Source organism: Arthrobacter sp. AL12 (genome assembly GCF_029960645.1).
Lineage (GTDB): Bacteria > Actinomycetota > Actinomycetes > Actinomycetales > Micrococcaceae > Arthrobacter.
Window position 1 is genome coordinate 134,161 of record NZ_JASBQY010000002.1, and the last position, 22,591, is coordinate 156,751.

Annotated in this window: 17 protein-coding genes; 11 read left to right on the forward strand and 6 right to left on the reverse strand. The window is 68.5% G+C overall.

The features are described from left to right. Nucleotides 1–237 precede the first annotated feature (237 nt). The gene (locus tag QK291_RS03415) at nt 238–762 is read right to left on the reverse strand and encodes a GNAT family N-acetyltransferase (RefSeq protein ID WP_282379171.1); all 525 of its coding nucleotides are present in this window, start codon (nt 760–762) and stop codon (nt 238–240) included. Beyond that, nucleotides 746–1,447 carry a YigZ family protein gene (locus tag QK291_RS03420; RefSeq protein ID WP_282379173.1) on the reverse strand — a complete coding sequence of 234 codons (702 nt, stop codon included), beginning with the start codon at nt 1,445–1,447 and terminating at the stop codon, nt 746–748. The genes QK291_RS03415 and QK291_RS03420 overlap by 17 nt, the downstream gene beginning before the upstream one ends. 22 nt (nt 1,448–1,469) lie before the next feature. Between QK291_RS03420 and coaE the strand changes: the two genes are divergently transcribed. From coaE to QK291_RS03440, 4 genes are all read left to right on the forward strand, one after another. After that, nucleotides 1,470–2,747, forward strand: coding sequence for a dephospho-CoA kinase (coaE, locus tag QK291_RS03425; RefSeq protein ID WP_282379175.1), 1,278 nt, complete (start codon nt 1,470–1,472; stop codon nt 2,745–2,747). Nucleotides 2,748–2,787: 40 nt separating this feature from the next. After that, nucleotides 2,788–4,869, forward strand: coding sequence for an excinuclease ABC subunit UvrB (gene uvrB, locus QK291_RS03430; protein WP_282379177.1), 2,082 nt, complete (start codon nt 2,788–2,790; stop codon nt 4,867–4,869). Between the two features lie 178 nt (nt 4,870–5,047). Then, nucleotides 5,048–6,076, forward strand: a complete 1,029-nt coding sequence (locus QK291_RS03435) for a TerC family protein (protein ID WP_282379179.1) — start codon at nt 5,048–5,050, stop codon at nt 6,074–6,076. Between the two features lie 27 nt (nt 6,077–6,103). Then, nucleotides 6,104–6,631, forward strand: a complete 528-nt coding sequence (locus tag QK291_RS03440) for a hypothetical protein (RefSeq protein ID WP_282379181.1) — start codon at nt 6,104–6,106, stop codon at nt 6,629–6,631. Here QK291_RS03440 and QK291_RS03445 read toward each other — a convergent pair. The 4 genes from QK291_RS03445 to QK291_RS03460 all read right to left on the reverse strand — a co-directional run bounded on the left by QK291_RS03445 (nt 6,613) and on the right by QK291_RS03460 (nt 12,723). Beyond that, nucleotides 6,613–7,848 (reverse strand): VCBS repeat-containing protein, encoded by a 1,236-nt coding sequence (locus QK291_RS03445; RefSeq protein ID WP_282379183.1) that lies wholly within the window; start codon nt 7,846–7,848, stop codon nt 6,613–6,615. The genes QK291_RS03440 and QK291_RS03445 overlap by 19 nt on opposite strands. Nucleotides 7,849–8,209: 361 nt before the next feature. Then, nucleotides 8,210–9,484, reverse strand: coding sequence for an alpha/beta fold hydrolase (locus tag QK291_RS03450; protein ID WP_282379473.1), 1,275 nt, complete (start codon nt 9,482–9,484; stop codon nt 8,210–8,212). Nucleotides 9,485–9,623: 139 nt separating this feature from the next. Further along, nucleotides 9,624–10,124: a GNAT family N-acetyltransferase gene (locus tag QK291_RS03455; protein ID WP_282379185.1), complete on the reverse strand. Its 501-nt coding sequence runs from the start codon at nt 10,122–10,124 to the stop codon at nt 9,624–9,626. A 52-nt stretch (nt 10,125–10,176) separates the two neighbouring features. After that, entirely contained in the window at nt 10,177–12,723 is a 2,547-nt protein-coding gene (locus QK291_RS03460; protein WP_282379187.1) for a DEAD/DEAH box helicase, read from the reverse strand. A gap of 142 nt (nt 12,724–12,865) precedes the next feature. Between QK291_RS03460 and QK291_RS03465 the strand changes: the two genes are divergently transcribed. The 7 genes from QK291_RS03465 to QK291_RS03495 all read left to right on the forward strand — a co-directional run bounded on the left by QK291_RS03465 (nt 12,866) and on the right by QK291_RS03495 (nt 22,565). Then, on the forward strand, nt 12,866–13,645 hold the full coding sequence (locus QK291_RS03465) for a trans-aconitate 2-methyltransferase (RefSeq protein WP_282379188.1): 780 nt from the start codon (nt 12,866–12,868) through the stop codon (nt 13,643–13,645). A 149-nt stretch (nt 13,646–13,794) separates the two neighbouring features. Further along, the gene (locus QK291_RS03470) at nt 13,795–15,522 is read left to right on the forward strand and encodes an ABC transporter ATP-binding protein (RefSeq protein ID WP_282379189.1); all 1,728 of its coding nucleotides are present in this window, start codon (nt 13,795–13,797) and stop codon (nt 15,520–15,522) included. Nucleotides 15,523–15,737: 215 nt separating this feature from the next. Beyond that, complete coding sequence (locus tag QK291_RS03475; protein ID WP_282379475.1) at nt 15,738–17,546, forward strand: ABC transporter ATP-binding protein; 1,809 nt, start codon at nt 15,738–15,740, stop codon at nt 17,544–17,546. A 17-nt stretch (nt 17,547–17,563) separates the two neighbouring features. After that, nucleotides 17,564–17,935, forward strand: a complete 372-nt coding sequence (locus tag QK291_RS03480) for a GntR family transcriptional regulator (RefSeq protein ID WP_282379477.1) — start codon at nt 17,564–17,566, stop codon at nt 17,933–17,935. A 176-nt stretch (nt 17,936–18,111) separates the two neighbouring features. After that, on the forward strand, nt 18,112–21,012 hold the full coding sequence (gene uvrA, locus QK291_RS03485) for an excinuclease ABC subunit UvrA (protein ID WP_282379479.1): 2,901 nt from the start codon (nt 18,112–18,114) through the stop codon (nt 21,010–21,012). Between the two features lie 121 nt (nt 21,013–21,133). Further along, the gene (locus QK291_RS03490) at nt 21,134–21,910 is read left to right on the forward strand and encodes an HAD hydrolase-like protein (RefSeq protein ID WP_282379190.1); all 777 of its coding nucleotides are present in this window, start codon (nt 21,134–21,136) and stop codon (nt 21,908–21,910) included. Then, nucleotides 21,897–22,565, forward strand: a complete 669-nt coding sequence (locus QK291_RS03495) for a lysophospholipid acyltransferase family protein (protein WP_282379191.1) — start codon at nt 21,897–21,899, stop codon at nt 22,563–22,565. The genes QK291_RS03490 and QK291_RS03495 overlap by 14 nt, the downstream gene beginning before the upstream one ends. Nucleotides 22,566–22,591 lie beyond the last annotated feature (26 nt).

Sequence of the window (22,591 nt, forward strand, 5' to 3'; positions counted from 1 at the left end):
GCGCCACGCGGATGGGCACAATGGGCCTATGTCCAGCCACTGCGGCCACGGTGGGCATGTCCAGTGGGGGCCGGGCGTCGAGGGAGGGCATGTCCAATCGCGCGCCACGCGGATGGGCACAATGGGCCTATGTCCAGCCACTGCGGCCACGGTGGGGCATGTCCAGCCAAGCGCGTGTGGTTACGTGGGGGCATGTCCACTGGCAGGGCAGGCGGTGGGGCATGTCCAGCCGGAGCCTCAGCGCAGCGGGATTCTTGCCCTGACCGGGACCGCTGCGGCGTCGGAGGCTTCGCCTTGCTCGAACTCGGCCCCGGCCGAGCGCAGGAGCACCAGCGCGGCGGCATTGCCCGCTGTCGTGTCGGCCTCCAGCACGGCGGCCCCGGACGCGGCGGCCCGCTCCATCACCAGGCGCAGGGCCTCCCGTGCGATGCCGTGGCCTCGGAAGCTGCGGCCCAGCCAGATGCCCGTTTCCAGGGAGTCCGGTCCGGTCCGTTGGAGCCGGATGGATCCTGCCAGTTCCCCGTCCGAGCTGATCGCCCAGCTCTTCTGCTGCGCGGGCCCGTCGAGCCCCGCGGCGGCGTGGTGGTACTCGCGGAACCAGCTGATCCGCTCGGAGTTCCAGCCGGAGGCGCTGCCCAGGGGAGGGGTCACCTCGTCCGGGTCGGCGTCCTGGATCGCGACGTTCAGGAGCCGCTCGAGGACCGGCTCCGTGACGTCTGCGAGCCGGACACCGGCAGGGGACGGCTCAGCCGAGGGGGACATCGATCCACTCCGTTTCTCCAGGCAGCAAGTCGGCGGTTCCGGCGGACAGGGCCGCTACACGTTCCCCCGCCCGGGCCAGACCCGCCGGATCATCCGGCAGGGCAAGCCTCAGGACAGTAGTCTGCGCCTCATAACTGGTTTCGGCCATCACATAGCCCGCGGCGCGCAGCTCGTTCTCCAGCCGCCCGGCCGCCGTGTGCCGGACCGCCACCGCGCAGATCCGCAGCCGGCGGCGCTGCGCGAGCAGCGCCCGGTCCAGGGCAGCGGAGACGGATACCGAGTAGGCCCGAACCAGTCCGCCGGCGCCGAGCAGGATTCCGCCGAAATAGCGGACGACGACGGCCGTCACATCGCTGAGGTCCGTCACACCCGGGGCCGTTTCGCGTTTCAGCAGCGCGTCCAGCATCGGGGCGCCCGCGGTGCCGGACGGCTCGCCGTCGTCGTTAGCGCGCTGCACAGCGCGGTCGGGACCAAGCACGAACGCGGAGCAGTGATGCCGCGCATCGTGGAATTCCTTGCGCAGCCCGGCGAGGATGGCGCGGGCCCCCTCCTCGTCCTCGGTGCGGTGCAGCACTGTGATAAAGCGGGAGCGTTTCACTTCGATCTCGTGGCGGAACTCCGGCCCCGCCGCCAGCGTGGTGTACACGGAGGCCCTGCTCTCGGGGAAATCCGCATCTTCAGCCACCGGATCAGTTTAGTCTGGAGGGGTGCTGAAAATCGGGTTGACGGGCGGCATCGCCTCAGGGAAGTCCGTGGCCGCCGCACGGCTGCGCGAACTCGGGGCCGTGGTGATCGACGCCGATGCCCTGGCCCGTGAGGTCGTGGAACCCGGAACGCCGGGACTCGCCCAGGTCGTGGCTGCCTTCAGCAAGGCCATCCTGGCGCCCGACGGCGGCCTGGACCGGCCGAAGCTCGGCGCCCTCGTCTTCGGCAACCCGGAACGCCTCGCCGTGCTCAACGGCATCATCCATCCCCTCGTCAGGGAGCGCGCCGCCGCGCTGGCCGTCGCCGCCCCGAAGGGCGCCGTCGTCGTCCAGGACATCCCGCTCCTCGTCGAGACCGGCCAGGGCGCCAACTTCCACCTGGTCGTGGTGGTGGACGCCCCGGACGACGTCCGGGTGCAGCGCATGGTGCAGCACCGGCACATGACCGCCGCGGACGCCCGCGCCCGGATGGCCGCCCAGGCCACCAGGGCCGACCGGCTGGCAGCAGCCGACGCCGTCCTGGATAACTCCGGCGCCAAGGAGGAGCTGCGGGACGCGGTGGACCGGCTCTGGAAGTTCCGGCTGGCACCGTTTGCCGTGAACCTGGCCAGGCACCGCCTCGCACCGCGGACCGGGGGGCCGGTGCTGGCGCCCGCCAACCCGGACTGGCCCGCGCAGGCCGCCCGGCTTATCGCTCGTCTGCAGGCGGCGGCCGCCGGGGATATCCTCACCCTGGACCACGTCGGTTCCACGGCCGTCCCCGGACTGCCCGCGAAGGACATCCTGGACCTCCAGCTGGGCGTTATGGACATGGCCGCCGCGGAGCGGATCGGGCCGCTGCTGGCCGACGCCGGCTTCCCCGCCTGGCCCGGCATCCTCTCCGACAACCCCAAGCCCTCCCGTCCGGACCCGTCGGACTGGCCGAAGCGGCTGCACGGCAACGCGGACCCCGGCCGGACGGTCAACCTCCACGTCCGCGCCGTGGGTTCCCCGGGCTGGCGCTTTGCGCTCTGCTTCCGGGACTGGCTGCGCGACGACGAGGCCGCGCGGACCGACTACCTGGCCGAGAAGCGCCGGGTCGCCAAGCTGCACGGCGTGGACAAATCCACCGCGCGCTACGCCGCCGACAAGGAAGCCTGGTTCGCCGGGCAGGCGGCCCCCCGGATGGAGGCGTGGGTGCAGCGCACCGGCTGGCACCCGCCGTCGTACCACAGCCCCGGGCCAGGGGACGCTCCGGGGACCGACCCGGAGAGGGGCCCGCGCGGTACCGCCCAAAGCTGAATCCGGGCTCAGTGTCGGGGGCCGGCGGTAGATTAGATGCATGAGTCTTGCGCAGCAGATCAACCGTGTCGTGGCGCCCTTCGAGGTCATCAGCGAATTCCAGCCGGCCGGTGACCAGCCGGCCGCGATCGCGGAACTGACCGAGCGGATCAAGAACGGCGAGAAGGACGTGGTGCTGCTCGGTGCCACCGGTACCGGCAAGAGCGCGACGACGGCGTGGCTGATCGAGCAGGTCCAGCGGCCCACCCTGGTGATGGTGCAGAACAAGACCCTCGCCGCGCAGCTCGTCAACGAATTCCGCGAGCTGCTGCCCAACAACGCCGTCGAGTACTTCGTCTCCTACTACGACTACTACCAGCCGGAAGCGTACGTGGCGCAGACGGACACTTTCATCGAGAAGGACTCCTCCGTCAACGAGGAAGTCGAACGGCTCCGGCACTCCGCCACCAACGCGCTGCTGACCCGCCGTGACGTAATCGTCGTGGCCACCGTGTCCTGCATCTACGGCCTGGGCACCCCGGAGGAATACATTGCCGGCATGGTGACGCTCCGCAAGGGAGCCCAGATGAACCGGGACGATCTGCTCCGCAAATTCGTCTCCATGCAATACGCCCGCAACGACATGGACTTCCACCGCGGCACGTTCCGGGTCCGCGGCGACACCGTGGAAATCATTCCGATGTACGAGGAGCTGGCGATCCGGGTCGAGTTCTTCGGCGACGAGATCGAGAACATCTACACGCTGCACCCGCTCACCGGGGAGATCATCCGGGATGAGACCGAGATGTACGTATTCCCGGCCTCGCACTACGTGGCCGGTCCGGAACGCATGGGCCGGGCGATCAAAAGGATCGAAGACGAACTCGCCGAGCGGCTCAAGGTCCTGGAGAGCCAGAACAAGCTCGTGGAGGCGCAACGCCTCCGGATGCGCACTACCTATGACCTGGAAATGATGCAGCAGATGGGCTTCTGCAACGGCATCGAGAACTACTCAAGTCACATCGACGCCCGCGCCCGCGGGACCGCGCCGCACTGCCTGATCGACTACTTCCCGGACGACTTCCTGCTGGTGATTGACGAATCACACGTCACCGTGCCGCAGATCGGCGCCATGTATGAGGGCGACATGTCGCGAAAGCGGAACCTCGTGGACCACGGCTTCCGGCTGCCCTCCGCGATGGACAACCGGCCGCTGAAGTGGGACGAGTTCCAGGACCGCGTGGGACAGACCGTCTACCTGTCCGCCACGCCGGGCAAGTATGAGCTCGGCAAGGCTGACGGCTTCGTCCAGCAGATCATCCGGCCCACCGGACTGATCGACCCCGAGATCGTGGTCAAGCCAACCAAGGGCCAGATCGATGACCTGCTCGGTGAAATCAGGACCCGCACGGCCAAGAACGAGCGCGTCCTGGTCACCACCCTGACCAAACGGATGGCCGAGGACCTCACTGACTACCTGCTCGGCCACGGCGTGAAAGTGGAATACCTGCACTCGGACGTGGACACCCTGCGCCGGGTGGAACTGCTCCGCGAGCTCCGGATGGGCGTCTTCGACGTGCTGGTGGGCATCAACCTGCTCCGCGAAGGCCTGGACCTGCCCGAGGTGTCGCTCGTCAGCATCCTGGACGCGGATAAGGAGGGCTTCCTGCGCTCGTCCACCTCGCTGATCCAGACCATCGGCCGTGCAGCCCGCAACGTCTCCGGCCAGGTGCACATGTACGCGGACCGGATCACCGATTCCATGGCCCACGCCATCGACGAGACCAACCGGCGCCGCGCGATCCAGGTCGCCTACAACACCGAAAAGGGCATCGACCCGCAGCCGCTGCGGAAGAAGATCGCAGACATCACGGACCAGATCGCCAAGGAGGACGCCGACACCCGCGAACTCCTCGCCAACGCGGGCAAGGCCCGCGGCAAGGGCAAGGGTTCGGACAGGATCCGCGCGGACGGCCTCGCGGCCGCACCGGCCGAGGACCTGGTGGGGTTGATCGAGCAGCTCACCGAACAGATGCACTCCGCCGCCGGGGAGCTCCAGTTCGAGCTCGCCGCACGGCTCCGCGACGAGGTGGGGGAGCTGAAGAAGGAACTGCGCCAGATGCAGGCCGCGGGGCACGCTTAGGGTAGGGTTGGGCGGACGTAGGGGAGTATCCCAAGCGCTACGATCGTCAACACGCACGGCACAGATGCCCTGCCGGGCGCAGCGGGCAGCCAAGCAGAACCGGTTTCGTCAGTACCGGACACTCAGGCAAGTCGGAGAGACTTACACCGCACAGTCACACCCTGCGAAAGGTATCTTCGTGCCCGAACTTCCCGTCTGGTTTGAGATCGGCTCCTTCGTCGTTCTCGGCATCATCCTTGCCATCGACCTGCTGCTGGTCCTCAAACGTCCGCACGAGCCCTCCATGAAGGAAGCCGGCCTGTGGGTGTCCTTCTACATTGCCCTTGCCTTGGTCTTCGCCGGTGCCATGTTCGCCTTCACCGGCCCGGAATACGGCGGCCAGTTCATCGCCGGCTGGGTGACGGAGTACAGCCTCAGCATCGACAATCTTTTTGTCTTCATCATCATCATGGCCCGCTTCTCGGTACCCCGTAAGTACCAGCAGGAAGTCCTCATGGTCGGCATCATCATCGCGCTGGTCCTCCGCGGCATCTTCATCCTCCTCGGCGCCGTCGTGATCGAACAGTTCAGCTGGGTCTTCTACATCTTCGGTGTCTTCCTGCTCTGGACCGCGTGGAAGCAGGCCCAGGACGGCGGTGAGGACGAGGAGGACAAGGAAAACCCGCTCATCGCCCGGATCCGCAAGGTCCTGCCGATGTCGGAGAAGTTCGACGGCGGCAAGCTCCGCACCGTGGTCGACGGCAAGAAGGTCTTCACCCCGATGCTGATCGTCTTCGTCACCATCGGCCTGACGGACCTGCTGTTCGCGGTGGACTCCATCCCGGCCATCTTCGGCCTAACCCAGAGCGCGTTCATCGTGTTCACCGCCAACATCTTCGCCCTGATGGGCCTGCGGCAGCTGTACTTCCTGCTCGGCGGCCTGATGACCCGCCTGATCTACCTCAAGCACGCACTCTCGGTGATCCTCGCGTTCATCGGCGTGAAGCTGGTCCTGCACGCCATGCACGTCAACGAGGTGCCCTTCATCAACGGCGGCCAGCACATCGAGTGGGCCCCCGAGATCCCGACGTACGTCTCGCTCGGCGTGATCGTGGGCACCATCATCGTCGCCGTGATCGCAAGCCTGGTCAGCTCCAAGGTCACGCAGTCGAAGCTCGATGCCCGGCTCGAAGAGGACTCCCGCAAGAGCCTGACCGACGCCGAATAGCACTCACGGTTCGGCTAGGCCCGGACCGTGAAAATTTTCGACGCTGCAGCAGTCAACGGTACGCCGCTGGACCCGCAACGGGTCCAGCGACGTACCGTCTGGGTGCTCAGCAGCGCTCAGCTCCTCAGCGGCGTCGGCAGCGGCGCCAGCCTGCCCGTGGGTTCGCTGCTGGCCGTCCAGCCCTCCGGCTCGACCGCCTGGGCCGGCTCGGTCACCACCGTGATGACCCTCGAGAGCACTCTCCCCGATCGTCCTCTGGACCGTCCCAACGGGCACATCCAGGTCAGGGGCGTCGACGGCACCGGACAGCGCCAGTACCTATACCACTCCCGGTGCCGGGAGCTGAAGGACCGCGAGAAGTTCGAATGCGTCCTCGCCTCGGCGTCCGGGTGGACGGGCGGGACGACTTCGCGGGACCGGCGCGGCCCCCACTTCACCGCGAAGGATTTACGCACCTGGCCGGGAACGGTGACCGCCGCGGGTGCGGGATGGCCGTGGGCGGTGCGCCGGCTCCGCAGGGACGTGAGGCCCCGTGCTCAGGACAGCCCGACGTAGGTAGCCGAGTATCCGAAGCCGACGACGTCGTCGCGGCCGTCTCCGTTGACGTCCCCGAGCAGGCGGGGGAACCGTGCCGGGTCCCAGCCGGCCGCCCGGCCGAAGGAGGTGGACTTCAGCTCCGGCCCGACCAGGAAGTTGTCGTCCCCGTAGGCCACGAGCACGCCCGCGTTGCCGAAGCCGACCACGTCCAGGATCCCGTCGCCGTTGATGTCCCCCAGCTTCCGGGGGTGCCGGTCGACGCGCCACCCCTGGGCGTACCCGAAGTCGGCGAGCTCGACGGTGACCGGGAGGTACTTCGGCTCGCCCGGGGCGAAGGCCCGGGAGTAGGCGGCGAGCACGCCCGCGTTGCCGAAGCCAACGACGTCCGGGATCCCGTCGCCGTTGATGTCCCCTATCTCCCGGGGGTGCCGGTCGACGCGCCACCCCTGGGCGTACCCGAAGTCGCGGATCTCCAGCGCGGGCTGGGTGAACGTGTCCCCGAGCTCCGAGAAGTAGGAGACGTACGTGCCGGCGTCACCGAAGCCGACGATGTCTGCCGTGCCGTTGCCGTCCATGTCGGCGAGCATCCGCGGGTGCTTGTCGACCCGCCAGCCGCGGTCCCAGCCGTAGTTGTCGATCCGCTTGCCGGTGCCGTCGAAGGTGCGGTCCGCCCGGCCGTGGGAGATGGTCACGCCGGAGTACCCGAAGCCGACGATGTCCGCCGTTCCGTTCCCGGAGAGGTCGGCCAGCTCGCGGACGTGCTGGTCGACCCGCCAGCCCTGGTTCCAGCCGAATTCGCGGACCTTGAGCTGCGGAGCGGTGAAGCTGCCGTCGGGCTGCGCGTAGGAGACGATCACGCCGGCGTTGCCGAATCCGACGATATCGGCGCGGCCGTCGCCGTCGACGTCGGCGACCCTCCGCGGGTGCCGGTCGATGCGCCAGCCCTGCGCGGTGCCGAAGTCGCTGACCTTCAGCACCGGCGCGGCGAAGGTGCCGTTGGCCTGGCCGAGGGCGACGAAGACACCGGCGTCGCCGAAGGCCACGACGTCGGCGCGGCCGTCCCCGTTAACGTCTGCGAGCTCTCGCACGTGCTGGTCGACCCGCCAGCCGTCGACGTAGGAGAGGAACGGCTGGGTGGACACCGCGTGGGCCGGTCCGGCGAGGGCGATGCCGGTGGTGGCCAGCGCGGCCGCGGAGAGCCCGGTGAGCAGCCGGGCTGTCGGTGAGCGTTTCATGGTTGAAACTCCAAGTTCCGAAGAGCGGGGAACTCTGTCCGGATCGCCGGACGGCGGGTGAGACGCCGATCGGTCCGACCGACCGGAGACTTGCCGTGGGCTCGGAGGGGGTCCCGGGACCGTGGTCCACCGGTGACCGACTCCCGCCGAGCGGACGGAACTGCTGGTGGGACCAGTGTAGAGCCGTTCGCATGCAATCGGTAAGTGTTCTCCGGACCGTGCCGGCCGAGGACGCCCAGCAGCAGGACCGCCTGACCGAGGCGGGTCAGGCGTCACACCAGACAGATCAACACCAAGCCTGCCAGCGGGTACCAGACCTGCGTGCATGCGGGTCCCGGGCACCGAAAGGGGCCGGCCCGGGTCAGTCCCGGACGGACCGGGTCAGGCCAAGGAGCCGGGCGAAGATGCCCTCGCCGTCGTCCGCGATGCCGTCATGGTGGAAGTCAGCGGACTCCCAGACCTGCAGGCCCCGGACGGCCGCTGCCGTCTCGAGCGACAGCCCGCGGTCGACGTAGATGTCGTCGGTGTAGACGGCAGCGGCCACCGGGACCGTGTTGAGCGCGAGCCGTTCCGGGTCGTAGAGCGGGGGCCAGTCGTCCTTTTCGGCGAGGCGCCGGGCGACGTCCTGCAGCGGCCGGAGGGCGGTATCCTGCTCGAAGTACCACGGGTAGACCATTTCGCCGGTGAGCAGCGGCTCGGGGGCCGCGGGGGAGAACTCCGGGAAATCCTGCAGCACCCGCCAGGCGGCCCAGTCCGTGGACTCGCACTGGCCGTAAATCGACTCGTGCATCAGCGCATAGAGGGGGTTGGCGGCGCGGGACACGAGCCCGCGGACCTGGTCGCGGAACGCGTCCGAGAGGCGGTCCCCGGCCGGCGTGCTGACGAAGGCATCCTCCAGCAGGTGGTGCAGGGCATCCACCCGGGTGTTCCCGCCCAGGAAGGACCCCACCATCTGGAAGCGTTCCACGGTGAGCCGTTCGCCGTCGGGCAGGTATTCCTCCGTGTTCCGGAGGTGCCGGGCGATCCGGGTGACCGCAGCCCGGTCCTCGGGGTACCGGCCGAAGTATTCGGCGTTGCGGGCCGCCACGCGCGCGAAGGTGGCCCGGTAGACCCGGTCCGCGGGCCCGGCGAGGGGCGCGAGACCGCCGGTGATGAGGGCCTCCCGCAGGCCCTCCGGGGCGAAGGAGAGATAGCTGAGGGCACAGAAGCCGCCGTAGCTCTGCCCGTAGATCGTCCACGGCCCGGAGCCCAGCGCCAGCCGGATGGCCTCGGCGTCGGCGACGATCGAGTCCGCCCGGAAGTGCGCGAGGTAGTCCGCCTGGTCGGCGTCGTTCCCGCGCAGCGGCAGGGTGTTCCGGTCGACGGCGGCGGACAGGCCGGTGCCGCGCTGGTCCAGCATCAGGATCCGGAAGTCCTTGGCGGCGGCCTTGCTCCACCCGCCGAGCGCCGGGAGACGGTTGCCGCGTCCGCCCGGGCCGCCCTGCAGGTACAGCAGCCACGGGAGCTCGGCGGCCTCAGCCTCGCTGTGGTCTGTGGAGACGTACTCGCGGGCAAAGACCGTAATGGTCTCGCCCGCCGGCGCGCCGGCGCCGAAGTGGTCCAAGGGCACTTCGAAATAGTGCTCCGCGGTGCGCATCCCGCGGTATTCGTGCCGCGCCTTGATGGTGTGCGGGGCGGTCGGCCGTGCGGCCTCCAGCAGGCCGGCGGCAGCGGTCCCGGTCAGGGGCCGGCCCGGCAGGGGAAGGCCCGGCAGGGGAATGTCAGCCCGGGGCAGGTCAGCCATGGGCGTGGACTTCCCGCGCGGCCGCGAAGGCTTCCAGGGCGGCGCCGGTCAGCCGGAAGGTGGACCATTCCTCCATCGGGCTGGCCCCCAGCCTCTTGTAGAAATTGATGGAGGGCTCGTTCCAGTCCAGGACGCTCCACTCGACGCGGGCGTAGCCGCGGTCGACGGCGGTCGCGGCGAGATGCTGCAGGAGCGCCTTGCCATGGCCTTCGCCCCGGGCCTCGGGGCGCACGTACAGGTCCTCGAGGTAGATGCCGTGGACGCCTTCCCAGGTGGAGTAGTTCAGGAACCAGAGGGCGAAGCCCCGGACCTCGCCGGCCTCGTTCTCGGCCATCGCCGCGAACACCCGCGGGTGTTCACCGAACAGCACCCCGGCAAGCATCTCCGGGGTGTTCCGGACAGCGTCCGGCTCCTTCTCGTAGACGGCGAGGTCATGGATCATCTGCAGGATATCGGGGACATCGTTCGCCGTCGCGGGCCGGATTACACTCATCCCCCGAGTTTACTAGCGCCGGGCCGCTGATGCCGCTCCGGTTCCCGGACCGTCAGAGCCGGTTCACGTCCGTGACCCGGACGACGGCGGTTCCGGTCTCGTCCGAGGCCCCGAGGTCCACCTCCGCGGAGATGCCCCAGTCATGGTTCCCGGCCGGATCCTCGAAGATCTGCCGGACCTTCCAGCGGCCCGGCTCATCGGTGATGATCAGCAGACCCGGGCCGCGGGCGTCCGGGCCGGTGCCGATGTCGTCGTGTTCGTCGAAGTAGTCATCCAGCACGTCCTCCCACCGTTCGGCATCCCAGCCGGAACCGGCGTCGAGCTCGCCGAGGGCGGTGGCGTCCTCGTCCGCGAAGAGCTCCACCCGGCGGAACATCTCATTGCGGACCATCACACGGAAGGCGCGGACGTTGGAGGTCAGCGACGGCGGCGGCGGCGGGGGAGCGTCGTGCGGCGTCGGCGCCTTGCCGGAGGTCAGCTCCTCCCACTCATCGAGCAGGCTGGAGTCGACCTGGCGGACCAGCTCGCCGAGCCACGCGATGAGGTCCTCGAGGTCTTCGCGGAGGGCGTCCTGCGGGACGGTCTGCCGCAGCGCCTTGAAACCGTCGGCAAGGTAGCGCAGCACAATGCCCTCGGAACGGGCCAGTCCGTAGAACTGGACGAACTCGCCGAAGTTCATCGCCCGTTCGTACATGTCCCGGACGATGGACTTGGGCGCGAGTTCGAAGTCGCCGATCCACGGGGCGGCCCGGCGGTAGACATCGAACGCCTCGCCGAGGAGCTCCGCGAGCGGCTGCGGGTAGCTGACTTCCTCCAGCATGGCCATGCGCTGGTCGTAGTCGATGCCGTCGGCCTTCATCGCCCCGATCGCGTCGCCGCGCGCCTTCTTCAGCTGCGCGGAGAGGATCTGCCGGGGCTTCTCCAGCGTGGACTCAATCACGGACACGACGTCAAGGGCGTACGACGGCGACTCCGGATCCAGCAGCTCCAGTGCCGCGAGGGCGAAGGGTGACAGCGGCTGGTTCAGGGCGAAGTTGGCCTGCAGATGGACCGTCAGGCGGACCGTGCGGCCGTCCGCTCCCTGCTCCTGCGGCGGAATCCGTTCCACGACCCCGGCGGCCAGGAGCTCCCGGTAGATGCCCAGGGCCTTCTTCATGAGCTGCAGCTGGGAGGAACGCGGCTCGTGGTTTTCGGTCAGCAGGCGGCGGGCGGCCTTGAACGGATCGCCCGGGCGTTCCATCAGGTTCATCAGCATCGCGTGGGTCACGCTGAAGCTGGAGGTCAGTGGATCCGGGACCGAGTCGACGAGGCGCTTGTAGGTCGGTTCGCCCCAGGACACGAAGCCCTCGGGCGGTTTCTTCTTGACCACCTGGCGGAGCTTCTTCTGGTCGTCGCCGAACTTGGCCGTGGCTTTCGCCATGGCCTTGACGTTCTCCGTGACATGTTCCGGGGCCTGCACCACGACGGTCCCGGCGGTGTCGTAGCCGGCCCGCCCGGCGCGGCCGGCGATCTGGTGGAACTCCCGGGAGTTCAGCAGCCGGGTGCGGACGCCGTCGTACTTGCTCAGCGCCGTGAGCAGCACGGTGCGGATGGGGACGTTGATGCCCACGCCGAGGGTGTCGGTACCGCAAATAACCTTCAGCAGCCCGGCCTGGGCGAGCTGTTCCACGAGCCGGCGGTATTTGGGCAGCATGCCGGCGTGGTGGACGCCGATGCCGTGCCGGACCAGCCGGTTGAGCGTCTTGCCGAAACCGGCCGCGAAGCGGAAACCGGCGATCAGCTCGGCGATCTTGTCCTTCTCCTCGCGGGTGCAGACGTTGACGCTCATCAGGTTCTGGGCCCGGTCGATCGCCTCCACCTGGCTGAAGTGCACCACGTAGACGGGGACCTGCTTCGTGGCGAGGAGTTCCTCGAGCGTCTCGTGCACGGGCGTCTGCTCGTAGTAGTAGTGCAGCGGGATGGGCCGCTCCGCCGAACTGACGGTCGTTGTCGGCCGTCCGGTCAGCTCGGTGATGCCGGCCTCAAACCGGCTCATGTCGCCGAGCGTGGCGGACATCAGCAGGTACTGCGCCTGGGGGAGTTCCAGCAGCGGGACCTGCCAGGCCCAGCCGCGCTGCGGGTCGGAGTAGAAGTGGAATTCGTCCATGATGACGGCGCCCAGCTCGGCGGCCGCACCTTCACGGAGGGCGATGTTGGCCAGGATTTCCGCCGTGCAGCAGATGATCGGGGCGTCCTGGTTGACGCCGGAGTCGCCGGTGATCATACCCACGTTCTCGGCGCCGAAGATCTCGCACAGGGCGAAGAACTTCTCCGAGACGAGGGCCTTGATCGGTGCGGTGTAGTAACTGCGCTGTCCGCGGGCCATGGCCTGGAAGTGCACCGCGATCGCGACGAGGGACTTCCCCGAGCCCGTGGGCGTCGCCAGGATGACATTGGCACCCGCGGCGAGCTCCATGACGGCCTCGTCCTGGGCGGTGTACAGGGCCAGCCCGCGGGTTTCCGTCCACTCGACAAAGCGGGTGTAGAGCTCGTCCGGGTCCAGACCGGCCGGGCCGGGGACTCGGGCGGCCGGGGCGGGGAGCTGATCAACAAGTTTCATTGCTCACCAGCTTAGTGGCCGGAGCCGCGGCCACAGGCTGTGCCCGGGGCCGGTGCGCCAGGGTCGCGCGCCTCCTGGGCTGCCGTTCCCGCCGGGGTTACGCTTCGGACGTCGCGTCGTTCGCCGGTGACTGGAGGAAGCAGTGAAATGGGATCCCGCCACGTACGTGCAGTTCGGGGACTACCGGGACAGGCCGTACTTTGACCTGACGGCCCGGGTCCATGCGGACGCGCCCCGCCAGATCGTCGACCTCGGCTGCGGTCCCGGCAACCTGACGGCCACCCTCGCCGAGCGCTGGCCCCTGGCCCGGGTCACCGGTCTGGACTCCTCCGCGGAAATGCTGGCCCGGGCTGTCGGCCAGGCGGAGCGGCTGCCCAATCTGTCCTTCGGCGAGGCGGACATCGCTGGCTGGATGCCCGCCGCGGACACGGACGTCGTCGTCACCAACGCCGCGCTGCAGTGGGTTCCGGGCCACCGGGACATGCTGGCGCGCTGGCTCGCGGCGCTCCGGCCCGGCGCCTGGTTCGCGCTGCAGGTCCCCGGGAACTTCAATTCGCCCTCGCACACGCTGATGCGCGGGCTGGCGGAGTCCGCGGCGTGGTCGGGACGTCTCGCCGGGGTGCTGCGCCACGAGGACGTTGTGGGCGAGCCGGACGATTACCTGGCCATCATGCTCGACGGCGGCTGCGACGCGGACGCGTGGGAGACGACGTACTTCCAGCTCCTCCCCGGAGCGGACCCCGTCCTGGAGTGGGTGCGCGGCACCGGACTCCGGCCCGTGCTCGCTGCACTGTCCGCCGCGGACGCCCGTGAGTTTGAAGCCGAATACGCGGCGTTGCTGGCGGAGGCCTACCCGGCCGGGCCGTATGGGACGGTGTTCCCGTTCCGGCGGATCTTCGCCGTGGCCCGGAAGCGGGGCTGATCCGCAGCCGTGGTTCCGGACCGGCGTGACAGGCCGGACAGCGTATGACTGCGAAGCACAGTGTGAGGGTGCTTACAATGTCGAGGCAGCGTGGGGGCGGCTGCCTTGGTCAATCCCGATCCGTGCCCTGACGTAGCGATGGAGGTTCGGTGCTTATTGGGCTGACGGGCCGGCTGTTGGCCGACCACAAAGGGGCCGTGCTGGCCATCGTGGTGCTGCAGCTCGTGCAGACGACCGCGAACCTCCTCCTCCCCACCCTGAACGCGGCCATCATTGACAACGGGATCGTCCGCGGCGACATCCCGGCGATCCTGAACCTGGGTTCCTGGATGGCTGCAATCGCCTGCGCGCAGGTGGCGGCGGCGATCGCCGCCGGGTATCTCGGCGCCGTCGTGGCGATGGAGCTCGGCCGCAAACTGCGCGAGGACCTCTTTGCCAGGGTGCAGTCCCTGTCCTCCCAGGAAGCCGGAGCCTTCGGCGCCGCCAGCCTCGTCACCCGGGCCACGAACGACGTCGCGCAGATCCAGAACCTCATGGTCCTCGTGTTCACGATGCTGGTCGCGGCGCCGGCCATCTTCATCGGCGGCATAGTGCTCGCCGTGCACCAGGACATCGCGTTGTCCGGCATCGTCGTCGCGGTCATTCCGGTGCTCGCGGTGATCATGGTCCTGATCGTGCGCCGCCTGGTCCCGCTGTACCGGCAGGGCCAGGAACTCATCGACCGGATCAGCAGGGTGCTGCGCGAGCAGATCATCGGCGCCAACGTCATCCGGGGCTTCGTCCGCCAGGGGCACGAGATACGGCGCTTCGACGGGGCCAACCGGGACCTGACCCGGAACAACCTGCGTTCCGCGCTGCTCGTCGCCGGAATGATGCCGCTGATCATGCTCGTGGTCAATCTGTCCTCAGTCGGTGTGGTCTGGTTCGGCGGGCACCGGATCCAGTCCGGTGACATGCGGCTGGGGGCGCTGACGGCGTTCATCGCCTACATCCTGCAGATCCTGATCGCGATCATGATGGCGATGTACGTCTTCATGACGGCGCCCCGCGCGGCAGCCTGCGCGGAGCGGATCCAGGCCGTCCTGGACACGGCGCCGGCAATCACGGACGGCCCGGGCGGAGCGGCTCCCGAGGGCACTGCCGTGGAGTTCAGCGACGTGTCCTTCGCATACCCGGGCGCCGAGGCCCCGGTCCTCGACGGCGTCAGCTTCACGGCTGCTCCCGGGACCGTGACGGCGGTCATCGGCGCCACCGGCTGCGGTAAGACCACCCTGCTGAACCTGCTGCCCAGGTTCCTGGAGGCCACCGCCGGGCACATCCGCATCGGCGGATGCGATGTCCGCAGCCTGCCCCTGGCAGCGCTGCGGAGCATGGTCGCCGTCGTTCCCCAGCATTCGTACTTGTTCTCCGGAACGCTCGCCGGAAATCTGAGGATGGCGGCGCCCGCGGCGACGGACAAGGATCTGTGGCAGGCGCTGGACACCGCCCAGGCCGCGGAGTTTGTCCGGGAACTGCCGCTGGGCCTGGAGTCACCGGTGAGCCAGGGCGGCACGAATTTCTCCGGCGGTCAGCGGCAGCGGCTGTGCATGGCGCGGGCGCTGCTCCGCCGGGCACCCGTCTACCTGTTCGATGACAGCTTCTCAGCGCTGGATTACGGCACCGACTACCGGCTCCGCGAGGCGATGGCGCCGCTGCTGCACAAGGCCACCGTCCTGATCGTCGCCGAACGGGTCGCCACGATCGTGGACGCCGGACTGATCCTGGTCCTCGAAGACGGCCGGGTCGTGGCGCAGGGAACACATCTGGAGCTGATGGCGTCGTCGCCGAGCTACCAGGAAATCGCGGCGTCGCAGCTGGTGCCGGAGGAAACCCTGTGACCCGTGAACCGGCGCTCGACGCCGGGACCGACGCCGGGACTGACGCGCCCGCCGTCCGTGACGCCCGGGACCACCCCCTGGTGGACGCGCCCTCCGGCGGACGCAACAAACCCTTCCCGGTGGTGTCCCCTGGGGACACCGCCGGGAAGGGCGCCCGGTTCCGCTGGCGTACCGCCGGACGGCTGCTCGGGCTGCTGCGGCCATCGAAGTGGCGGATGGCTTGCGTCATCGCCGCCACCTGCGCCTTTGTGATGCTCAATGTGGCGGCGCCGAAAATACTGGGGGACGCCACCGACGTCGTCGTCGAGGGCGTGGTCGGCGGATCCTTCGACCAGGAGAAACTGGGGGTCCTGCTGGCGGCGGTGTCCATCATGTATCTGGGGGCTTCCCTCTTCAGCTGGATCCACGGAGCCTTGACGGCCGTGGCGGTGCAGCGCCTGGGCTACGGGCTGAGGGCCTCGGTGGAGGAGAAGCTGCACGTCCTGCCGTCCAGCCACTTTGACGTCCAGCACCGCGGGGACGTGCTGAGCCGCGCCACGAACGACGTCGACAACATCGCCCAGGCCCTCAACCAGCTCCTCAACCAGCTGATCCTGTCGCTGCTGATGCTCTCCGGGGCCCTGGCCATGATGCTGTGGCTCTCCCCGGTCCTGGCCGTGATCGCGCTGGTCTCGGTCCCGGTGTCCACCCTCATCACCGTTCTGGTGGCCCGGCAGTCCCAGGCCCATTTCACCGAGCAGTGGGGGAGCACCGGCGAGCTGAACGCCCAGCTGGAGGAGTTCTTCACCGGCCACGAGGTCATCAAGGCCTTCGGGCAGCAGGAGGCGGCCGCGGCCACTTTCAAGGACGGCAACGACAAGCTGTGCCGTGCCAGTGCCCGCGCCCAGTACGTGTCCGGCGTCGTGCAGCCCCTCATGGTCCTGGTGTCCAACCTCAACTACGTCGCGGTCGCCGTCGTCGGCGCGCTCCAGGTCCTGTCCGGCGCCCTGACCCTTGGCGGCCTGCAGGCGTTCTTCCAGTTCAGCAGGCTCTTCAGCCAGCCGATGGGACAGATCGGCGGCATGCTGACGATCATGCAGTCCTGCCTCGTGTCGGCCGGGCGGGTCTTTGAGCTCCTTGACGCACCGGAGATCACGCCGGAAGCGGCCCCGCGCCCGGCGGCCCGGACGGCGGCGGGTGCGGCGGGCGGTGCAGCCGGGGCCTCCACTGCGGCGACCGCCGTCGGGCATGCCGAAGCCGGGGTGCCGGCGGCCGGGCGCGCCGGCCGGGTCACGTTTGAGCGGGTCACCTTCGGCTACCGGCCCGGCTCGCCCGTGGTCCGGGACCTGTCCTTTGCCGTGGAGCCGGGCCAGACCGTGGCGATCGTGGGGCACACCGGCGCCGGCAAGACCACTGTGGTGAACCTCCTGATGCGGTTCTACGACCTGGATTCCGGCCGGATTACGGTCGACGGGGCGGATATCGCGGAGCTCCGGCGGGATGAGCTGCGGGCCAATTTCGGCACAGTGCTGCAGGACACGTGGCTGTTCACCGGAACCATCCGGGACAACATCGAGTACGGCCGCCCCGGCGCGGGCGACACCGAAATTGTCGCCGCGGCGCAGGCCAGCCACGTGGACCAGTTCGTCCGGGCCCTGCCTTGCGGCTACGCCACGATGCTCGGGAACGACGGCGACTCGCTGAGCCGCGGCCAGCGCCAGCTGATCTCGATCGCCAGGGCGCACCTGGCCGGGCGCAGCATCCTGGTCCTCGACGAGGCCACCAGTTCCGTGGACAGCCGCACCGAGGCGCAGATCCGGCAGGCCATGCGGCGGCTCCGGCAGGGACGCACCAGCTTCGTGATAGCCCACCGCTTGTCCACCGTCCGGGACGCTGATCTAATTCTCGTCATGGACCAAGGACGGATCGTTGAACAGGGCACCCACCGGCAACTCATGGCCAGGGGCGGGCTGTACCCGAATCTGTACGAGGCGCAGTTCGCCCGCCGCGAACACCGCAAGCACACCCAGGAGCCCGGACAGTGACCCCCACCGAGACGTCCATCACACCGTTCCCGGGTGCCTGGCGGCCCAACCCGGGCAGCTCCGTCCCGCTGTTCGAACAGCTCCGGCTCAGCATTATTGAACGGGCGGACAACGGCACCCTGGCGCCCGGGACCAAGCTTCCTGCCGTCCGGAGCCTGGCCGGCGAGCTGGGCGTCGCCCCGCATACCGTGGCCCGTGCCTACAAGGAACTGGAGGCTGCCGGCGTTGTGCTGACCAGGGGCCGGAACGGGACGGTGGTCTGCGCCCGGGACGAGGCCTGGAGTTCCCTCTCCGCTGCCGCCGCCGAGTTCGCCGCCGCAGCAAAGGCCCGGGGCGCCAGCTTCGCCGAGGCCGTGCAACTGCTCGCCGCCGCCTACGACCGCGAGTAGCGCACCATCAACGCACCGGGCGGCCTGGCCCGCCCGGCGGCCCGGCCGGAAATGGAAATTCGAAGAAGTTTTCGATTAGCATTGGTAGCGTGCCTAAAGCCGTAGCTGAAAATCCAGCCGTTGATTCCCCGCCCTCCGCAGTTCAGGAGAGCCCAGTTCCGATGGACTCCGCTGCGATGAGTCCGGTCAAACCGGGCGGCGCGGAGGAATCCCGCCCCGCGCTCAAACGCCCGGACATGTCCCGGCTCATTGTCAAGGGAGCGCGCGAGCACAACCTGCGCAACGTCGACCTGGACCTGCCGCGCGACTCCATGATTGTCTTCACCGGGCTCTCCGGGTCGGGCAAATCGTCGCTGGCCTTCGACACGATCTTCGCCGAGGGCCAGCGCCGGTACGTCGAATCCCTGTCCGCCTACGCCCGGCAGTTCCTGGGCCAGGTGGACAAGCCCGACGTCGACTTCATCGAGGGCCTCTCGCCCGCTGTGTCCATCGACCAGAAGTCCACCAGCAAGAACCCCCGCTCCACCGTGGGCACCATCACCGAGATCTACGACTACATGCGCCTGCTGTGGGCCCGTGTCGGCCGCCCGTACTGCCCCGTCTGCGGGGAGCTCGTCGCGAAGCAGACCCCGCAGCAGATCGTCGACCAGCTGCTGGAACTGCCGGAGGGCACCCGCTTCCAGGTCCTGGCCCCGGTGGTCCGCGGCCGCAAGGGCGAGTTCGTCGAACTGTTCAAGGAACTGACCGCGAAGGGCTATTCGCGGGCTCGGGTCGACGACAAGCTGATCCAGCTGAGCGATCCCCCCAAGCTGGGCAAGCAGTTCAAGCACACCATCGAAGTGGTCGTGGACCGCCTCGTGGTCAAGGAAGGCATCAGCCAGCGGCTCACCGATTCGGTGGAAACCGCGCTCGGCCTGGCCGAGGGGCGGATCCTCGCCGAATTCGTCGACCTTGACGATGATGACCCGGAGCGGCTCAGGGCGTTCTCCGAGCACCTCGCCTGCCCCAACGAGCACCCCCTCGCGATCGACGAGATCGAGCCCCGTTCCTTCTCCTTCAATAACCCCTTCGGCGCATGCTCGGCCTGCAGCGGCATCGGCACGAAGCTGGAGGTCGACGAGGAGCTCATCATCCCGAACGGGGAACTGTCCCTCGCGGAAGGGGCCATCGCGCCGTGGTCGCTCGGGACCGCCACGACCGAATACTGGAACCGCCTCCTCGGCGGTCTCGCCAAGGAACTCGGTTTCTCGATGACGACCCCGTGGGACAAGCTATCCGAGGACAGCCGCCAGACCGTGCTGCACGGCAAGGACCACAAGGTCGTGGTGCAGTACCGCAACCGCTTCGGCCGGGAACGCAAATACAGCACCGGCTTCGAGGGCGTCATCCAGTACGTCCACCGCAAACACCTCGAAACCGACTCGGACTCGGCCCGCGACCGCTACGAGGAGTACATGCGGCAGATCCCGTGCCCGGCCTGCAACGGCGCGCGCCTGAACCCGGCGTCGCTTTCGGTGCTGATCAACGGCAAGTCCATTGCCGAGGTCGCCGCCCTGCCGATGCGCGAATGCGCCCACTTCCTGGACAACCTCGTCCTCACCGGCCGCGAGGCCCAGATCGCGAACCAGGTCCTCAAGGAGATCCAGGCCCGCCTGACGTTCCTGCTCGACGTCGGTCTGGAGTACCTGAATCTGGAGCGCCCGTCCGGCACCCTGTCCGGCGGGGAAGCCCAGCGCATCCGGCTGGCCACCCAGATCGGCTCCGGCCTCGTGGGCGTGCTCTACGTCCTGGACGAGCCGTCCATCGGCCTGCACCAGCGGGACAACCGCCGCCTGATCGAGACCCTCACCCGGCTGCGGGACCTCGGGAACACCCTGATCGTGGTGGAGCACGACGAGGACACCATCCAGGAAGCGGACTGGGTGGTGGACATCGGACCGGGAGCCGGCGAACACGGCGGCATGGTGGTGCACTCCGGTTCCTACAAGGGGCTGCTGGAGAACACCGAGTCGCTCACCGGCGACTACCTCTCCGGCCGGAAACGGATCGAGATTCCCAAGAAGCGGCGCAAGTACGACAAGAAGCGCGAACTCAAGGTGGTCGGCGCGAAGGAGAACAACCTCCTGAACGTGGATGCCACCTTCCCGCTGGGCCTGTTCACCGCGGTGACCGGGGTGTCCGGCTCCGGCAAGTCCACCCTGGTCAACGAGATCCTTTACAAGGTCCTGGCGAACAAGCTCAACGGCGCCAAGCAGGTGGCGGGGCGGCACAAGTCCATCCAGGGCCTCGAGCACCTCGACAAGGTGGTCCACGTCGACCAGAGCCCGATCGGCCGGACCCCGCGGTCCAACCCGGCGACCTACACGGGTGTCTTTGACAACATCCGCAAGCTCTTCGCCGAGACCACCGAGGCCAAGGTCCGCGGCTACCTGCCGGGCCGGTTCTCCTTCAACGTCAAGGGCGGCCGCTGCGAGGCCTGCTCCGGCGACGGCACACTGAAGATCGAAATGAATTTCCTGCCGGACGTCTACGTGCCCTGCGAGGTGTGCCACGGCGCCCGGTACAACCGCGAAACCCTGGAAGTCCACTACAAGGGCAAAACGATCGCCGATGTCCTGAACATGCCGATCGAGGAAGGCGCGGAGTTCTTCGCCGCCTTCTCGCCGATCGCCCGGCACCTGAAGACCCTCGTCGACGTCGGACTCGGCTATGTCCGGCTGGGCCAGCCCGCCACGACGCTCTCCGGCGGCGAGGCGCAGCGCGTCAAGCTCGCCGCGGAGCTGCAGAAACGCTCCAACGGGCGCAGCATCTACGTGCTGGACGAACCCACCACTGGCCTGCACTTCGAGGACATCCGCAAGCTGCTCCTGGTCCTCCAGGGCCTCGTGGAAAAGGGCAACACGGTCATAACGATCGAGCACAACCTCGACGTCATCAAGAGCGCGGACTGGGTCGTGGACCTGGGCCCCGACGGCGGGTCCGGCGGCGGACGGATTGTCGCCTCCGGAACCCCGGAACAGGTGGCCAAGTCCACGGAAAGCCACACGGCGGCCTTCCTCGCCGAAATCCTGGCCTGACGGGGCCCGGCCCCGGTGCCTCCGCGCTGTTTCCGCGGAGGCACCGGGGCGGGGCCCCGGATACATTCCCACTGCGGCATGCGAGTTTCTGGCATCGGTGCTCTCATGAGAAACTAGGCCGGTGACGCAAACAACAGTGCCCGTGATCTTCGACCTGGACGGCACTCTTGTCGATCCGGCCGGAGGGATAACGGACGGAATCGCAGCGGCCCTCACCGAGCTTGGACTCGGGGTTCCCGAGAAGGCCCTGCTGGATGCCATGATCGGCCCGAAACTCAGCCATTCCCTCACGGACATCGCCGGCGTCCCGGCCGAACGGCTCGACGACGCCATCCGCATCTACCGCGCTCACTACCGCGCCACGGGCATCGGCCAAAGCCTGCTCTACCCGGGAATCCGGGCGCTGCTGGAATCCTTCGTCGAGGCGGGCCGGCCCCTCGCCGTCGCCACCCAGAAACCCGAAGGCATCGCCCGGACTGTCCTGGAGCACCACGGCATCGCCGCCCTGTTCCACACCATCCGCGGCTCGGCCGCCGACGAGGCGGCAGCGGCCGGCGTGCCCTCCGGGAAGGCGGCGATCGTGGCCGCAGCACTGGCGGACCTCTCCGGCCACCACGGCGTGGACACCCGGCATGCCGTGATGGTGGGAGACCGTGCGCAGGACGTGGCCGGAGCGGCTGCCAACGGAATGGACTGCATCGGCGTAGGCTGGGGCTTCGCTCCGGACGGCGAACTGGACGCGGCCGGCGCGGTGCAGATCGTGCACAGCAGCGCGGCCCTCCACGAGACGATTGCCCGGCGGGATCCGGGACGGGCCACCGCCGGGAAACCGGATGCAGTGACCCCTGACCCGATGACCGACGCCGTAGACGAGGTGCACACCGATGGCAATGTTTGATGCAATCCGCTGGACCACGCGGGGACTGGTGACCTCGACGTGCCGGCCCACGGTAATGGGACTCGAAAACGTCCCCAAGGAGGGCCCGTTCATCGTGGCCCCCAACCACCTGTCCTTCCTGGACAGCGTGATCGTCCAGGCGCTCATGCCCCGGCCCGTGGCCTTTTTCGCCAAAGCGGAATACTTCACCACCGGCGGGGTCAAGGGCAGGGTGATGAAGTCCTTTTTCGAGGCTGTCGGCTCCATCCCGGTGGAACGCGGCGAACAGGCCGCCAGCGTCCAGGCGCTCAAGACGCTGCTGGAAATCCTTGACTCCGGCAAGGGCGTCGGCATCTACCCGGAGGGCACACGTTCCCGCGACGGGATCCTCTACCGCGGCCGCACCGGCGTCGGCTGGCTGGCGCTGACCACGGGAGCCCCGGTGATCCCGGTCGGACTGATCGGCACCGAGCACCTCCAGCCCGCGGACAGCAAATCGGTCAAGCCGCAGCACTTCACCATGAAAGTCGGTGCACCGCTGTACTTCGACAAGACCGGTCCGGACCACTCCCTGCCCGCCCGCCGGCAGGCCACCGACCGCATCATGGACGCGATCGCGGAACTCAGCGGCCAGGAACGCTCCACGAGCTACAACCAGAGCAAAACCGTTGATTAAGAACAGGACCAGCACGGCCTGATCAG

Excerpts from the sequence above, each read along its gene's own strand:
- QK291_RS03460 (WP_282379187.1), bottom strand. The coding sequence starts at position 12,723 with ATGAAACTTGTTGATCAGCTCCCCGCCCCGGCCGCCCGAGTCCCCGGC.
- QK291_RS03445 (WP_282379183.1), bottom strand. The coding sequence starts at position 7,848 with ATGAAACGCTCACCGACAGCCCGGCTGCTCACCGGGCTCTCCGCGGCC.
- QK291_RS03415 (WP_282379171.1), bottom strand. The coding sequence starts at position 762 with ATGTCCCCCTCGGCTGAGCCGTCCCCTGCCGGTGTCCGGCTCGCAGAC.
- uvrA (WP_282379479.1), top strand. The coding sequence starts at position 18,112 with ATGAGTCCGGTCAAACCGGGCGGCGCGGAGGAATCCCGCCCCGCGCTC.
- QK291_RS03475 (WP_282379475.1), top strand. The coding sequence starts at position 15,738 with ATGGCTTGCGTCATCGCCGCCACCTGCGCCTTTGTGATGCTCAATGTG.
- QK291_RS03450 (WP_282379473.1), bottom strand. The coding sequence starts at position 9,484 with ATGCGCACCGCGGAGCACTATTTCGAAGTGCCCTTGGACCACTTCGGC.
- uvrB (WP_282379177.1), top strand. The coding sequence starts at position 2,788 with ATGAGTCTTGCGCAGCAGATCAACCGTGTCGTGGCGCCCTTCGAGGTC.
- QK291_RS03455 (WP_282379185.1), bottom strand. The coding sequence starts at position 10,124 with ATGAGTGTAATCCGGCCCGCGACGGCGAACGATGTCCCCGATATCCTG.
- QK291_RS03495 (WP_282379191.1), top strand. The coding sequence starts at position 21,897 with ATGGCAATGTTTGATGCAATCCGCTGGACCACGCGGGGACTGGTGACC.